The 17,587-nt window shown below is 39.8% G+C and carries 9 protein-coding genes; 5 read left to right on the forward strand and 4 right to left on the reverse strand.

Annotated features, from left to right (window positions below; translation table 11 throughout):
• Nucleotides 1-2 precede the first annotated feature (2 nt).
• From F597_RS0116940 to F597_RS0116955, 4 genes are all read right to left on the reverse strand, one after another.
• Nucleotides 3-3,362, reverse strand: a complete 3,360-nt coding sequence (locus F597_RS0116940) for a TonB-dependent receptor (protein ID WP_081624410.1) — start codon at nucleotides 3,360-3,362, stop codon at nucleotides 3-5.
• Between the two features lie 195 nt (nucleotides 3,363-3,557).
• Nucleotides 3,558-4,565, reverse strand: a complete 1,008-nt coding sequence (locus F597_RS0116945; RefSeq protein WP_019540947.1) for a FecR family protein — start codon at nucleotides 4,563-4,565, stop codon at nucleotides 3,558-3,560.
• A 55-nt stretch (nucleotides 4,566-4,620) separates the two neighbouring features.
• A complete protein-coding gene (locus F597_RS0116950; protein WP_019540948.1) occupies nucleotides 4,621-5,178 on the reverse strand; it encodes an RNA polymerase sigma-70 factor in 558 nt (185 codons plus the stop codon).
• Between the two features lie 204 nt (nucleotides 5,179-5,382).
• Nucleotides 5,383-8,220 (reverse strand): glycosyl hydrolase, encoded by a 2,838-nt coding sequence (locus F597_RS0116955; protein WP_019540949.1) that lies wholly within the window; start codon nucleotides 8,218-8,220, stop codon nucleotides 5,383-5,385.
• A gap of 190 nt (nucleotides 8,221-8,410) precedes the next feature.
• On the opposite strand from F597_RS0116955, the gene F597_RS0116960 reads away from it, so the two are divergent.
• The 5 genes from F597_RS0116960 to F597_RS0116985 all read left to right on the forward strand — a co-directional run bounded on the left by F597_RS0116960 (nucleotide 8,411) and on the right by F597_RS0116985 (nucleotide 17,134).
• Nucleotides 8,411-9,292 carry an AraC family transcriptional regulator gene (locus F597_RS0116960; RefSeq protein ID WP_019540950.1) on the forward strand — a complete coding sequence of 294 codons (882 nt, stop codon included), beginning with the start codon at nucleotides 8,411-8,413 and terminating at the stop codon, nucleotides 9,290-9,292.
• 319 nt (nucleotides 9,293-9,611) lie between these two features.
• Nucleotides 9,612-12,740: a SusC/RagA family TonB-linked outer membrane protein gene (locus F597_RS0116970; RefSeq protein WP_044060427.1), complete on the forward strand. Its 3,129-nt coding sequence runs from the start codon at nucleotides 9,612-9,614 to the stop codon at nucleotides 12,738-12,740.
• Between the two features lie 22 nt (nucleotides 12,741-12,762).
• Nucleotides 12,763-14,697, forward strand: a complete 1,935-nt coding sequence (locus F597_RS0116975; protein WP_019540952.1) for a RagB/SusD family nutrient uptake outer membrane protein — start codon at nucleotides 12,763-12,765, stop codon at nucleotides 14,695-14,697.
• A 32-nt stretch (nucleotides 14,698-14,729) separates the two neighbouring features.
• Nucleotides 14,730-15,935, forward strand: a complete 1,206-nt coding sequence (locus tag F597_RS0116980; protein WP_019540953.1) for a DUF5000 domain-containing lipoprotein — start codon at nucleotides 14,730-14,732, stop codon at nucleotides 15,933-15,935.
• Nucleotides 15,936-15,970: 35 nt separating this feature from the next.
• Complete coding sequence (locus F597_RS0116985; RefSeq protein ID WP_019540954.1) at nucleotides 15,971-17,134, forward strand: DUF4998 domain-containing protein; 1,164 nt, start codon at nucleotides 15,971-15,973, stop codon at nucleotides 17,132-17,134.
• Nucleotides 17,135-17,587: the final 453 nt, after the last annotated feature.

Genomic DNA, 17,587 nt, shown 5'->3' on the forward strand with positions numbered 1-17,587 from the left:
TTTTAAAAAGTTATATTAACACCCACATTGAATATTCTGAGTTGCGGGTAATATGTGCCTTTGCCGTCTTGTGTTTCGGGATCTATCTCCTTTATCTTATCAAAAGTCAATAAGTTATATCCGCTTACATATACCCGGCAATGGGAAATGCTCAATCGGTTCAACCAGTTATTCTCAGGAATAGTGTATCCCAACTCCATATTCTTCAGGCGAAGGAAAGAGGCATCTTTAAGGTAATAAGTAGAGCCGTAACTCTCCATTGAATTAATGCTGCCCCCTGCCCTTGGCTGCGTGCCGTTTATATTATCGGGCGTCCATCGGTCTTGCACCTGGCTCATATAGAAGTTCCCGGTTTGATCGACACGCGAATATACCGCTTGTTTGGCCCGGCCCTGTCCCTGCAATAAAACGGAGAGGTCGAAGTTTTTCCAATCGGCGCCTAATGTCAGGCCGAACACTATTTCCGGAAAATTAGTCAGTGGCTGCCTTACCCGGTCCATCGAGTTGATCTCTCCATTGTCGTCTACATCTTTAAATATAAGATCTCCGGGGCGTGCTCCTTCCATATGAGGATATGACTCCAGATGCGCCTGGTCTTTAAAGACACCTATTACTTCGTAATAAAGGCCTGCACCTAAAGGCATCCCTTCTTCTTTCAAATAATCATACCCTTCACCCCAGGGCGTTTCGTCCATATAGATGACCTTGTTACGGGCATATAAGAAGTTTCCCGAAGCATTGAAATTCACTGCCCCGATCCGGCTTCTGTGATTTAGCTGTAATTCCACGCCTTTATTTTCTACTTTCCCGATGTTTTCGTCGGGCAGGTCTTTCAGCCCCGTATATTGTGGAATAGAGGCATTCCGCTGCCGCAGGATATTGGATCTTTTGGTTTTGAAAATATCAAATTCGACACCTAATAAACCGTTCCAGAAATCACCGTCCAGTCCTATGTTATAAGTATCGGCAACTTCCCATGTGATATTTTTGTTAGGAAAGCCTTCCTGATAAACACCTTGCACATCGGTATTGCCAAAAACATAATTCCGTCCGGTTGCATATTTCAGCAAATACTGGAAAGCCCCCACATTATCGTTCCCTTGTTGCCCGTAAGAGGCTCTTATCTTCAGATTATTTATCCATTGCAGATTCCCCTTGATAAAGTTCTCTTCCGACAATCTCCATCCGAGTGATATACCGGGAAAGAATCCCCATTTTTTACCCGCTGCAAAAATATAGGAACCATCGTACCTGAAATTGAACTGAGCCATGTATTTACCGGCATAGTCGTACCCCAGCCGTCCGAAATAACTCATACGGGCCTGCTCGTACGCGCTGCCTCCGTTATCATAATGCTCTTTGTTGGTACTTCCTGCAAAAAGCTGGTCAATGGCGGTCGATAAGTAATTGGAACGGGACCCCCAGAAGTCATTTCCCTTCAATTCATTTTGCTCATAGCCTAACAAAAGGTCGAGCCCGTGCACATCGTTAAACCTGCGATTGTACATTACCTTCGCATTGAAAGTAAGCGAAGTGCGGGGGATATAATCCTGCCTGAGAGACGCATAATCACGGGTACCGTTTTTCTTTTTTTCATAGGTATCGGTTTCCTGATCCCAGACGTAATAATAAAAGGGAGTTCTCCATTCTTTTCTTTCCATGCCTTCTTTATCGAAAGCCATGTATCCGTCGACCGACAATCCTTCGGTCAACCACGATAGATCGAGCCTGGCAGTAAATGTACTGTTAAAAACCGACTTATTATAGTTTCGGTATCCGGTTTCGTCGGTGACCAGTGTCACCGGATTACCGACATCCATCCCGGCGGTAGGTAATCCATTGGGATAGCGGGCCAATGACGTGGGGAAGGAACGAAGCAAACTATAAAAGATGGTTCCTGCATCGGATCCTGAATAATGCTGATCCTCAATTCTTCCGGCAAGATCGACCGACGCGCTGAGGTACCTGGTGATCTGTGCATCGATATTCGATCGTATATTGTATTGGCGATAGTAGGTATTACTGTTTTTATAGATGGCATCCTGGTCGGCAAATCCGGCACCGATAAAATATTTAATCCTTTCGTTTCCGCCTCTTAACGATATATTATGTTTTTGCTGCAAAGAAGTCTCCCGGAGGGTCTCTTTCAACCAGTCGGTATTCGGATAGTTAATCGGATCGGAACCATTGCGGAATTTTTCTATTTCTTCGGCCGTATAGCGGGGAACACGTCCTTCATATTCTTCAATTTCATTGAATACCTCTGCAAATGTTGCGGCATCTGCCAATTCAGGGAGGCGGGTTGGTTGTTGAAATCCTATATTATAAGAATAATCTATCGTGGGTTTACCTTCTTTGCCTCGTTTGGTAGTTATCAGAATTACACCGTTCGCCGAACGCGACCCGTAAATAGCTGCCGAAGCATCTTTCAGAACAGTAATACTTTCGATATCGTCCGGGTTTATGCGGTCCCAGTTCCCACTACGGTTGGCGATACCATCTACCAGTATCAACGGATCGGTATTGCCGGTTGTACTTTTACCACGAATGCTTATGGATGCCCCGTCTGAGCCAGGCTCTCCTGATCTGACATTCATTATTACCCCCGACATTCGCCCCTGCAATGACTGGCCTAAGTTCTGAGAGGGACTCTTGACTATCTCTTCCCCTTTTGTCAATGAGATGGATCCGGTTACCAGTCCTTTCTTCTGTGTCCCATAACCTACGACCACAAGCTCGTTTAAAGTCTGGAGATCTTCCTTGAGTGTTATTTGAAAATCATTTCTATCCCCGACGTTTATTTCCTGGGGTAAATATCCGATATATGAGACATGAATAGCTGCATTATCTGATACAGAGAGGGAAAACTCTCCATTTATATCGGTTACCGTACCATTCGTCGTTCCTTTTTCAACTACATTGGCTCCAATAATCGGCTCCCCGTTTTCATCCTTCACTGTACCGGTTATCTGTCGTTTGGCTTGTTGTTGAGTCCGGGTTGCTGATATATTACGGGAACTCAGTATGATCGCTTTATTATGTACCTGATAGGTTATGCCGGTATTATTCAGCACAAGATCCAAAACTTCGGAGATAGTTTTATCTTTTACATTTACAGAGACTTTCAGATGCTTATCAATCTGATCATTATTATAGAAAAAATAAAAATCGGTCTGCTTTTCAATTTTAGTGAAAAGTTCGCCTAATTCAATTTCATTTTCATGGATTGTCAGTTGTGTTACCTGTGCATAAGAATCAGTTGCATAGGTCTGGAAAACACCAATGACAAACAAAAAGAATGTCATTCTCATAATAAACAAAAAAAATTTAGGAATAGGGATTCCAGGTTTACAATTTTTCATACATTTGTTTGTTTTTAATTTGTAGCCTTTAACCGGATCCTGCAAGATATGTGGTTATTGGCGGTGATTAATAAATTGAAAACTGAGTGAGTCGGAGGATAGCCCCTATCTTCCGGCTTTTTTTAAGATACTTCAAACAAGGTTCATTTCACTTTTTCCATAGGCATTACTTTTTTAATTAAACATAAGACGCTATCATTCAATCACATAAATATCTTTTCCTGAAATACGATAGTTGACCGGATAACTTTTTCCGATCGACTCTAAAATATCTTCCACATTTTCCCCCGGCATCACCCTGCCGGTAAATCGTTTATTTCTTAAGGACGGAGCAATATGGATATCCAGGTCAAAACGTTTAGCCAGTAAGGCGGCTATTCTCTCCAAAGGTTCATCCGTGAACCTGTAAGTCCCGTCTTTCCATGCGATATAATAACCGGTATCGACATTTTCAATTTCCACACTGCCGTTCAAACGGTTTATGCGGATTTGTTCACCAGGGGTAAGAGAGGTGGATTGGCTTTCGCCTTTCCGGTTTTTATAATTCAGACTGACAGCACCGGAAATCAGGGTTACCAGCGATTCCTCTTCCATACCGGATTCTACAAAAAATTCCGTTCCGGTAACTTCTATTTCCACATCCCCGATTTGTACAATAAAAGGTTTTTCAGGATCTTTACTGATATCGAAGTATGCTTTTCCGTCTAAAGCGACCCTCCGGGTTTCTCCTATAAACTTTTCGGGATAGGTTATCCGGGTATCCTCATTCATCCAGACTTCCGAATAATCGGGTAAAACGACGGATTGTACACCTGTCTTGTTGTAAACCACATTTTGAACAAGAATATGTTGCTGTGATTCCTTTGAGATATCGGACAAACTCATCCAAACGACCGAGGCAATCAGTACACCTGTAAATACAGCAGCAACATAACGAAGCCATCTGCTCTTCCGCTTTTTAACCGGAATAATAAACGGTTGTACTTTTTTTGAATGCACATCAATCTCTTCGCTAAGCAACTGCCAACCTTTATCAATGACTTCTTTGGGCAAACTTTTCCCTGAATGCCAGATCTCTTCGAGTTGGCAATAATAAGCTACATTTTCTTCTTCCTTCAGCCATTTGTTGAGAATGTCCAGCTCTTCGGAAGTGGCATTTTTTTGAATTGATCGAATGATTATTTCTTCAGTTATAGATGGCATCACTTTACTATTACGATTCTCTTTATTAATAAGACAAGATGCCGTAAATATTTACTTAAAAGAAAAATAAAAAAAATAAACTTTTTCCACCGTCGGTCGTCAACCGGTTACGTAATGTTTTCAATCCCAGATACAACTGGTGTTCGACGGTACGGATAGAGATATCCAGAATTTCTGCAATCTCTGCATTTTTCTTTTCTTCGAAATAGGCCATTTTAAAAATGACCCTGCATTTTTCAGGTAACTTCTCAATCTCGTCATAGACATACTGCATATCTTCTCTGTCTATGATCTGTTTTTCAAAAGAATCGTAATAATCAAGGCCTAAAATACGGTTATCCAGCTCGGTTGATTGTATATAGTTCTTTTTCACCCGTTCTCTTATGAGGCTATTCAAACATTTGTTTCTTACAGCTGTAAATAAATAAGAACGGGAGGGTAATTTTTCATTTATCCCGACATAATCCCATATATCGAGGAAAACATCCTGTATGATATCTTCGGCCATTTCTACAGAAACAAAACGCCGGGCAAACAATATCAGTTGCGATACGTTTGTCTCGTAATAATTTCTGAAAGATTTGAGACGAATTTCTTTGTTCCTGTCTTTCATCTATAGGTCTATTTCCAGTAATTCAAATAAGCTGAGCTATCCTCTATTACTCTCAATAGATGTAACTTACCTGGGAATATACTTCTATCTCAAGAGAAAAAAACGTCCAACCTGATGGGCACAAAGTTATAATATTTTGCACCGCTGTCCAAATAAAAGGAATAGTCGCTCTTTTCCATGGTTTATTAACATGGTATTACCTGTCTATATCAATTTCACGGGCCCCAGCATACCCATTCGATGCCACTGCTGACGACTGGTCCATCTCTGCCCAATTTCATTGTCCTCGGACGATTTCAGGTAATTACCCACCGTAGTAGTGATCTTTACCTGAAGGATAAGGTCCTTTTTTCCGGACAGGTGTGAAGGTATGTGATACAAATGTTTTCCGTACCATTTAATACCAATTTTTTCACCTCCTAAGATTACTTCCGAAATACCGACAACAAGACCTAAATCGATATAATTGTACGGTGAGATGCTGCCTTCCAGTTTTTTTTCGTAAAATATATTACCGGCAAAAGAACGGGTATCTTCCTGTTTCGACCAATCCACCATCTCAACAATACTCCGTTCTTCTACATTTCCGTTAATATGCTCCATCCGTACGTGCCAGTTTTTCAATTCTTTGTAGTCTGTCCTCTCTTTGGGAGACTCCGGCAATTTCTTACCTTTATCATATTTCTCTAATACCAGCAGTTTAGAGCCTGCAGGCTCTATCTCAAATGATACACTTGTCGCATTATTCTTTGATACCCCCGGACAAATAAATCGTTCACCGGTTTCAGGATTCCATAACCATACAATCTTATCTTTGTATGGAAATGTCAGCGTGAGAGGGAAACTTTTTGATACGTGAGAGTTGGCAAAAAAGAAAATCTCTTTTCCATCGGCCGTATGACGGATCTGACTTATAAATGGATTGGGATCTTCAATCTTCACATAGGGAACAATACCGCACTGTTGCTGCATCGTCCTGAACCATACATGCATATCATCTTCAGGAGCAGGAATATGGTAAATACGCGAAGGATGGTTATGCTTCATGGAAGATATGATATCGCTGACTTCCTTATCTCTCTGTTGATAATCTCTCAATCCGGTCGATTTATAAGGTTCTTTAGCCACGAAAATTAATTTACCTCCCCCTTCTACAAAACGTTCCAACGCCTTTGCCGTATCAGGTTGCACCGACTCCACTTCCAACAGGATAAGGGTATGATATTTTCTGCTGTTGTACTGAAGATATCCCTCTTTCATCACACTTTGCTGTATCACACTCTCACAGGTATAATCGCAACTACATCCATTTTGATGAATTGCCTCCCATACCCTGTATTGGTAGCCGGGATAGTGAAGAGACGGAAACGGATCGCGTTGTGGGCCATGGATAGTCCACATATCAGCCAAGGGGTGCATAACGGCAATGTCGGCGTAAGGCACTGTTTCCTGCAATAAAATAGATAGTCGTGCTTTATAGGCCGACCATAGTTTGAAGTAAGGCCACCATGTATTGCGTTCGTTGAAAAACGTGCCATAACGCACCCATCCGGGGAAGGAAGCCTCTATCGGACTATAGTTGAAACCATGCAGAATAGAGTGAGTTACTCCTGATAAATTACTCTGATCACCTCCCAATTTAACGGTCTGCAAGGGTACATTAAAAACATCATCCGTATTCGTGACCTCTTCACAACTGATAATCTTCTTCCCTGACAAACGTGTTGCCGACGCTACAAATTTGTTTACATTGGTATAAGCAGTCCGACCGGTAAACGGCCTCTCTTCGTCTGTACCTGATTGGAAAAGCCATGTTTCACACTCAGGAATGTCGACATAAAACGATCCTTCTAACGGATGGAATTCGCGCCCATAAGGTTGCATCCTCGATTGGAAGCCATGCTTATTGCACCAGGCTGTATAGGGCTTCACAAAATGATCCCGGACAATTTCCATACAAGTCACATAGAAATCATGTTTAACCCTGGCAACCTCTTCTTTTGCTTCTCCGGTCAATTCAGTTACTTCACCCCCTTCTACTGCGTGCCCCATATGCCCCACTTTATATAAAATAAATGGGAGATAAGGCGTAACATCGTAACCCCTACGCTTGATATATTGTTCTTTAAAGTCTTTGCACCAGTTTGCTCCTTCCAACTCCATACTGTCGCAAAACAGGGCCCTGAATCCTTTTAATCCTTTCAGAGCCGGGAACAGATTGTCGGACATGCGGTTCAGGAAAGTCTCAACTGCTTCCCGGTCAAAATGATTCAACACCGGTCCGGCCGCTCCCGGTGAACCGTTTATGACAGCCTGAAAGCCGGATATTTTTACCAGAATATATAAGATGTATTCGCCCTCCGGTATCTCAATTCTTTGTAAATCTGCATTTTTATCAACAGAAATTTCTACAGGAGCAATAAAACGGTCTAATTTTGTGGGAGCCAGATAAGCCGAATAAACTTCGTAAGAGGGTCTATCGTACGGCGAATGAATAACAGGAGCAGCTTCTTTAAATATATCCCCGGTAAGTAACTCTTTCACTCCACCACCTTCCACATGGTAACTGACAATAGTCATCAACTGACTTCGCTCTTCCGTTTGTAAGAATTCCCCTCCAAAAGGCCAACCTGAGCCTACGATAATATCACATACAATACCACGTTCTTCAGCTCCTTTTAATGCCACTTTTACCATTTCTATCCACTCCGGACTGAGCCAGCGCAACGAAGGAAGACCTAAATCATCACCTCCGGGAAAGGCTATTGGGTTTATTTCCACACCTCCTATACCGGCTTCTTTCATTATATCCAACTCTCTCAATATTTCTTTTGCCGTAAGTTTATTACCATTCCACCACCATCGCACAAAGGGTTTGGCCGTTGCAGGAGGATTTTGAAACAGATCATATAAACTATCTTTCACCTCTGTTGAGTTTTCATAGGCAAATAAAGAGGATGAATTTACAAAAGGAAGTGCGGTCAGGGCTAATCCGGATTTTATAAATGAACGTCTGGAAAAAGAATACTTATTTTTATCCATGTTGTTTTATTTATATTATGTTTATGGTGTCAGTCATATAATGTAAAAAGGCGCAATTTACACCTTTTTGAGTAAGAAGAACTCTGTTTTTTGTTCTTTTTTTCTTACTATCTGCCCTAAAATAATTCGAATAACTGATGAATAATCTATTTAAATAAGTTATAACTTTGTAATTTTCAATTGAAAAATTATGTGGTATAATGATTCAGGTATAGATTTTAAATATCTATTAATCAATGAAAAAGATAAAAAGTTTGGACTAACGGTCGATTCAGTTGGGTTTCAAACAATCCCTCCCCATACGCCCTATCCTCCCACCAAACATCCTAAAAGCCATTTTTTCAGACCTGATAAAGGTCGTATTTTATCATCACACCACATCGTATATATCAGTAAAGGCAAAGGTTCTTTTTCCTCCGACACAACCAGAAAAACAGATATCGCCAAAGGCCAGGTCATTCTTCTGTTTCCGGGGCAGTGGCACACTTACAGTCCTTCGGAAGAATATGGCTGGGACGAATATTATATTGGGTTTACCGGGAAAATCATCGACAACATTGTTGCCCATGATTTTATTTCCCCTGAGAATCAGATCCTCAACGTAGGGATAAATGGAGATTTGGTAAATTTATATGCCACTGCTATAAAAGCAGCGAAAGAGGATAAAAGAGCCAGCCAGCAATATCTGGCCGGCATAGCCCTTAATATATTGGGAACTGTTTTATCATTGACTCAAAATAAGAACTTCCGGTCAAAAGAATCAATCCAAAAGATTGAACTAGCCAAGATCATCATGATTGAACACATCAATGAAAATATCAATATGAGAGAGATCGCGGTGAATTTAGGTATTAGTTATTCGGCATTCAGAAGGGTATTTAAAGAATATACAGGCTATGCTCCATTACAGTTTTTTCATGAATTAAAGCTGAGGAGAGCAAAAAAACTGCTGACAGAGACTTCTAAACCACTCAAAGAGATTGCCGATGAACTAGGCTTTGGCACTTATGACTACTTTCTATCCTTCTTCGAAAAAAGAACAGGCCAATCACCCTCTAACTACAGGAAATGAACGATTTTTAGAGGATTATTTGGGCTGGTAACAATCAATTTCCACCTTATATAATTTAACAAAAAAGCAGCACATCACGCTGTTTTAAAATCATTTTTTGCATCTATAAGCAATTCAACCGATCTATCTTTGCCATGTGTTTAAATTACTATATTTTTCCAAATATAGCAATACCAAGAGTAGGATCCCATCTCCCATTATTACATGTCAAAATATTAATATAAAGATAGTTACGTAAAAGTATACTTTTTCTGCAATATCAATACCTTCTTCAATATTTTAAGTAAAATTTAATTATTAATACAAATGAAAGTATAAGATGAAAAAAAAGCTAAATTTTTTACTGTGTATTTTGCTCCTTTTCCCTTTCTGTTTATCTGCGCAAGAGAAGCTGGTAAACGGGAAAGTGATAGAATCGGAAACAGGTGAACCTTTGCCTGGTGCCACGGTTCAGATTGAAAATTCAACGCGGGGAGTTACTACCGACATTGATGGAACTTTTGAGATAAGGGCTACTTCTTCAGATAAGCTGGTAATCTCTTTCCTCGGACTGGAATCTCAAACCATCGCAGTAGGATCACAAACATACATTGAGGTGGTCATGAGCCAGGCTGCAAGTGAACTTGATGAGGTCACCATTGTAGCTTTCGGAAAGCAAAAGAAAGAGAGTGTAATTGGGTCTATTACAACAGTAAGACCTGATGATTTAAAAGTACCTTCGAGTAATTTAACAACAGCTTTGGCCGGACGTATGTCGGGTTTAATAGCATATCAGAGAAGCGGTGAACCGGGTCTGGACAATGCCGAATTTTTTATTCGCGGCGTAACAACTTTTGGATATAAGAAGGATCCCTTGATCCTTATAGATAATAATGAATCGTCCAGTACAGAATTGGCAAGAATGCAACCAGACGATATAGCCAGTTTCTCGATATTGAAAGATGCGACAGCAACAGCTCTTTACGGTTCAAGAGGAGCTAACGGTGTAATACTCGTTTCTACTAAAGAAGGCCGGGAAGGAAAAGCTAAAATAAATGTCAGATTTGAAGAAGCATTTTCACAGCCCACTAAAATGGTTGAAATGGCAGATCCTGTTACTTATATGAAATTACATAACGAAGCTATCAGGACAAGAGACCCCCTTGGCAAATTGATGTATTCGGAGCATAAAATACAAAATACCATAGACGGCACTAATCCTTATGTATATCCGGCAACCGATTGGTACGACATGTTATTTAAGGATTATTCCAATAATCACCGTCTGAATCTGAACGTGTCGGGGGGAGGTAAAATTGCCCGTTATTATCTTGCAGGTAGTATTATTAATGATAATGGGGTTTTAAATGTTGACAAGAAAAATAATTTCAACAATAACGTCAAGTTAAATCGATACATGCTACGGTCGAACGTAAACATCAATATCACTCCGACAACAGAGGCTATCGTGCGCCTATCAGGGGCCTTCGACGACTATAAAGGTCCTCCCGAAGGCGGACAACGTATTTTTCAAATGGTAATGCATACAAATCCCGTGTTGTTTCCTCCTTATTATGCTCCTGACGCGGCAAATGAATACACGGAACATGTATTGTTCGGGAATTATGACAATATGCAATATTATAACCCTTATGCCGAAATGGTGAAAGGATACAAAGAATACTCGGAAAGCCAGATGAGTGCCCAATTTGAGCTAAAACAAGATCTTACTTTCATCACAGAAGGACTTTCATTCAGGGCCATGTTTAATACAAACAGATATGCCTATTTCGACGTAGTAAGGCAATACACTCCGTTCTACTATACCGTAGGAAGTTATAATAAGGAAAAAAACACATATACCCTTTCTCCTCTCAATGAAGAACAAGGAACAGATTATCTCTCATATAACGAAGGTCCAAAGAATGTACATGCAGTAACTTACTTCGAGAGTGCCCTGACCTGGAACCGTGAGTTTGATAAAATACACGATGTGGGGGCGCTTTTAGTATATACCGTACGTAATGAACTGATTGGCAATGCAGGAGATCTGCAAAAATCGCTTCCCTACCGAAACATGAATTTTGCAGGCAGATTCACTTACAGTTATGATTCCCGGTATTTGTTTGAAGGTAATTTCGGATATAACGGTTCGGAACGATTTTCAAAGGCAGAACGTTTTGGATTTTTCCCTTCTGCGGGTATCGGATGGAATGTCTCAAACGAAAGTTTCTATGGGGATGGATTACGAAAAATAGTCAGTAGCCTAAAGTTAAAATCTACATACGGGTTATCGGGTAATGATGCTATAGGTGATGCCAATGACAGATTCTTTTACCTCTCTAATGTGAATATGAATAGTGACAGCCATCGTTCTTCATTTGGAACATTTGGAAATAGTGGCGGTTTGAGTAAAAGCGGCATAGCAGTGAGTCGATATGCGAATGATCTAATTACCTGGGAAACTTCAAAGAAGTTCAATGTCACTGCGGAAATTGGCTTGTTTGAAAAAATAGATATTCAAGCAGAATACTTCAAGGAAGATCGAAATAATATACTGATGGACAGGGCTTTTATTCCTTCTACTATGGGGCTCCAAGCTCCATCCAGGTCAAACGTAGGAGAGGCCGCAGCCCATGGGGTTGATATTTCTGTCAACCTGAATCATTCTTTCAATAAAGATACATGGATAAGCGGTATAGCGAATTTCACATATGCCACCAGCGAATTTAAAGTATACGAAGAACCCGATTACCCCAATGCACCCTGGAGATCTCGTATAGGTTATCCATTGACTCAAACCTGGGGTTACATTGCGGAACGTTTGTTTGTAGATGAAGAAGAAGTGCGTAATTCTCCGACACAGTTCGGAAATTATAAAGCCGGGGATATTAAATATAAGGATTTGAACGGTGATGGCAAGATTACAGAATTGGATATGGCGCCAATAGGCTATCCCACGACTCCTGAAATAACATATGGATTCGGATTGTCATCCGGACATAAAAAATTCGACTTCTCCTTCTTTTTCCAGGGAAATGCACGAACTTCATTTTGGCTGGCAACCTACAATGATTTTAATAATGGTGTGGTTGATGTAACTCCTTTCATTGGCGGCCAACAGGGATTACTAAAAGCAATTGCAGATAGTCACTGGTCGGAAACAAACAGGGATATATATGCTATGTGGCCACGTCTTTCGCCCTCTTCTATAGAGAACAATAACAAGACCTCAACATGGTTAATGCGTGATGGAACTTTTCTCCGTCTGAAATCTGTCGAATTGGGATATACATTACCCGATCATCTTGCGTCCAAAACCCATATGTCAAATCTACGCATATATATAAGTGGCACTAATCTTCTGACTTTCAGCAAATTTAAGCTATGGGATCCGGAAATGGGAGGAAATGGGTTAGGCTATCCGGTTCAGAGAGTAGCGAATGTAGGTATCCAGTTAGGTTTTTAAAGATTTTTTAAATGAAATAAAAATGAAAACAAAAAGAATAAAAGATACACTAATTTATATTTTAGTAGCATTTACCGTATTATCCTGCGATTATCTGGATGTTATTCCTGACAATGTCGCAACAATAGATTATGCATTCAAAAACAGTATTGCTGCGGAAAAATATTTATACGGGTGTTACAGCTACAGACCAGCCATTGGAGACATCCAAAATGATCCTGCGATGACCGGTTCTGATGAGACAACACAAAGATACGTTCAGTTAGAATCGGGAACAAGATTTGTCACATGGGGTGGAACAAGGATAACACGGGGACTACAGAACACCAATGAACCAGTAATGAATACATGGGATGGTAATCGCTCATTATGGGTAGGTATTCGTGACTGCAATATCTTTCTTGAAAATATCGGTAATGTGAGAGATTTGATGGAGCATAATCGAAGAAGATGGATCGCAGAAGTTAAATTCTTAAAAGCCTATTATCATTACTCTTTAATGAAGAGATACGGACCTATCCCCATTGTGGATGTAAATCTTCCCATCTCAGCAAATGTACAGGATGTACAAGTCTACAGAGAGCCCATTGATGATGTTGTAAACTATATCACAGGGCTGATAGAGGAGGCTATCGTTGATCTTCCTGAAGCAAAAGAAATAGTAGAAGGGACTGAGGCTGGAAGAGTTGATAAATTAGTTGCCATGACTTTAAAAGCGGAGGTTTTGCTCTTTGCCGCAAGTCCATTATTTAACGGTAACACTGATTTTTCCGGAATGAAGGATAATAAGGACCGCCAATTATTTCCTCAGAACTACGATCCAAATAAATGGAAAATAGCTGCTGATGCCTGTCTCGAAGCTATAGAAGCCAGCCATGCCCAGGGAAAGAGACTGTATAACCAAGTTGAGCCATTGTTAATCAATGAACCAGAGGTATTGAAATTGCAAATAAATTACAGACAAGCAATTTGTGATAGATGGAATTCAGAACTAATATGGGGTGGAACCAATAATGATTGTGGAATTCTGGCAAGAGATGCTTCAACAAGAATTGTCCGAATGAGTCCTACTACTTTATCTGCTGTTACAAGTGAGTGGTCGCCTACTCTGGGATTGGTTAACAAATACTATTCATCTAACGGTGTCCCTATAGAGGAAGATAAAGACTGGCAAGCGAAAGGTTGGTATCAGAATAGGCATTCCATTCGTCCGGTGCCTTCTTCCGGAGATGAAATATACTATATAAAAGAAGGTGAAAAGACTGTTTATCTGCATTATAACAGGGAACCCCGTTTTTATGCAAGTATTGCTTTTGATAAAGGTATTTATCTGGGAGCGGGATATAACACTTTCAAAGATGCTAAGCATTGTGAATTCATGGATACTCAGATATCCGGTTTTCAGGCTGGGGAAGCGAACTCTATTACAGGATATGGTGCAAAAAAAATGAGTCATTTCAAAAATACGCAACAGTATGATAGAACCACGTGGGAATATTTTCCATTTCCAATATATCGGTTGGCAGACCTGTATCTCATGTACGCTGAAGCTCTCAATGAAGCAGATGGTCCCGCCGAAGAGATATTCAAATATATGGATATGATTCGTGCCCGTGCAGGATTGGAGGGAATCGTTGATTCATGGACAAAATATTCTACCAACCCTGAAAAAGTCAACACAAAAGATGGCCGGAGGAATATCATACACAGAGAAAGAGCCATAGAACTGGCCTTTGAAGGAAAACGTTTCTGGGATATACGCAGATGGAAAGAGATCGATATTTATAATTCGGATCCTTTAGGATGGAATATCATGGGAGATACTCCGGAAGATTTTTATGTCATCCTTCCTTTAAGAAACGAATCAGTAAGATTTACTGTAAAAGATTATTTTTGGCCGATAAAAGAGTCCAATTTGTTTGTGAATAAGAATCTCGTCCAAAACTACGGTTGGTAAATTAATCAAGCACATACTATAATTATAAAGATATGAAACTGAAAAAAAATATTCTATCTGGATTTTTAGGGACAATATTTCTTTATTCATGCGGGAATGAAGAACCTGTAGGTCAACAACCTATAGACAATGTTCCACCAGGAATAGTAACAAATGTAAGCGTAAAAAGCATTGCAGGAGGAGCAGTTTTTCGTTATACACTTCCTGCTGATGAGGATTTATTATACATTAAAGCAGTTTATTCTATCAATGAAGAAACAGAAGTAGAAAGTAAAGCCTCTGCTTTTGTGGATTCATTGGTCGTACAGGGTTTTGGAGATACTATCCAATATCAAGTAAGATTAATCGCAGTAGATAAAAGCCGGAATGAATCGCCGGCTCATACAGAAATGATAAAGCCGCTCACTCCTAATATTATTTCGATCTCGAAAACATTGTCCATAGTACCTGATTTCGGGGGATTATTGGCCATCTGGGAAAATCCCAACAGGGCAGAGATTTCCGTTAATATCGAAGTATTGGATGATAACAAAGAGTATGTCCCTAAAGAAACATTCTATAGCTCCACAATCAATGGAAAGGGTACAATCAGAGGTATGGATACCATCCCCACCTATTTCCGTACTTATCTTCAAGATCACTGGGGAAATAAAAGTACTTTCAGATACGATACAATCACTCCTATCTATGAAACGGAATTCGATAAATTGAAATTTGCTAAAGTAACTACAGCAGGAGATATCCCCCCGTATAATTCGAATTACGATATTCATAGAATATGGGACGGAAACAATGGAGGAGACCCGTGCTACAGTTCTCCAGCCGGAACGGGTATATGGCCTCAATCTGTCTCTTTTGATTTGGGAGTAATAGGAAAGATCAGTCGTTTACGGCTGTTTCAAAGAACATCGAATACGAATTACATTTTTCACGAAGGGAATTTGAGAAACTTTGAAGTATGGGGGTGTATAGCCTATAACCCTGCAGAATCAGGCTGGGAACAATGGACCAAGTTAATGGATTGTGAATCTATTAAACCCTCGGGATTACCTCTTGGACAACTGTCCATTGAAGATGAAGAACAGGCTCGAAACGGAGAGGATTTTACAAATGATCCCAATAACCCGCCGGTCCGCTATATAAGAATATTAGCAAAACGAACCTGGGCCGATGGTGCGAATTTTCAAATCGGCGAGGTGGAGATTTATGGGGATAACCGGCCATCCGTCTTACAATAATAAAGAGTATTCATAGCTTACAAATTACAATACATATGAAGAATTTAATAAAGGCAATTTATGCTGCGATAGGGATATTTCTATTACTATTGGTATCTTGTTCAGACATGAACGAACTAAGTGATAGGTTCTTAAAAGACGGTGAGATCACCTATGCAGTTCTTCCCGATTCTGTCGCCATTGGAGCAGGGAAAGAACGTTTACAATTTGAAATATTCATACAAACGAATAGGGTAAAAACAACGCGTATTTATTGGAATAACCATGCCGATTCAGTAGATGTGGAAATAGGAAATAAAGACGGCGTATTCTATAAAATCATAGAAAACCTGCCTGAGCAAAGTTATCTATTTAATTTGGTGAATATAGATCAATATGGGAACAGATCTTTACCTTATGAAGTGTCAGGACGAACTTTAGGGGAAAAATACGAAAGTACCATGATCGATAGACGGATTACCTCCATTAGCACAAATAGTTCCGGAAACAGGATCTTGATATGGGGAAACGTAGATGAATCATCAGATGCCAGATACACAGAAGTATCCTATATTAACAATGAGAACGAAAATGTTATTTTACAGGTACCTCTCTCAGAAAAAAGTTCTGTTATAACAGACCTCAAGCCTGGCAATATGCCGATGTATCGGACAATATATATACCTGATGAAATGGCTTTTGAAGTGTTCTATACTGATTTCAAAGAAACCACCCTTACATACGATGGTGACTACTCAATGATAAAATCTGAAATTATCATCTTAGGATATTCAAACCAGCATGATTCGGGTGATAATGCAGCAAAAAATGTGCTGGATGATAATTATAATAATAGATGGCACACACTGGTCTCGGCTAATTATCCGCACTGGATGGTATTTGATTTAGGTGGAGATGTACTTTTTAGTAGATTTTCGATATGGCCTTCCATATTCGGTTTAAATGCAGGTCAAACTTATGACGTAAGACTACCTGATAAATTTTCCCTTTGGGGGAGGAATGACGCCCCAAACGGAAATCTGATTGATGAGACAGGTTGGACTAAGTTAGGAGAGTATTATTATGAAAATAGGGGTGGCGAACAAACATTTGTCATTGAAAACCCTATACCTGTCAGATATTTAAAAATGTATGCAGCCAGCGGTTCAAATGGAACAAATATAATGTCTGTCGGAGAATTTGATATTTATTCTAAATAATTCATATTATCTGTCTGGCAAGGGGAGCGTTCAAAACCTTTTTGGATCTCCCCTTGCCAGGGATATCAAGGGATATCGGGCATCAACAGGATTGAAGAATTACAGCCATTTTATATAAAATATCATTTTATTCAGGTTAAATATCATTTTCCATAGCCCTAAAGTATACCATAAAGGTATTTTTGTATAAATTTTGTCAAAAACAGAAATTAAACCTCCGGAAATTTATTGTTATATTGTTTAGGAGCGGCCATAAAAACAAAACGAGGAGGAAATCATATCACCTCAACTCATTGTAATTTGCCAATATGACACAAATAAATTATATATTTTTCTATGATATGAATTCATTTCTAAAAGAGATGGATAGTTTTACAATTTTTACCCCCCCCCCCCCCCCGTTAACCTTAGTTAACAAAAAAGTATTTTTTTATTTTAACGAAAACAAAAACC

Source organism: Proteiniphilum acetatigenes DSM 18083 (assembly GCF_000380985.1).
Taxonomy (GTDB): Bacteria; Bacteroidota; Bacteroidia; order Bacteroidales; family Dysgonomonadaceae; genus Proteiniphilum; species Proteiniphilum acetatigenes.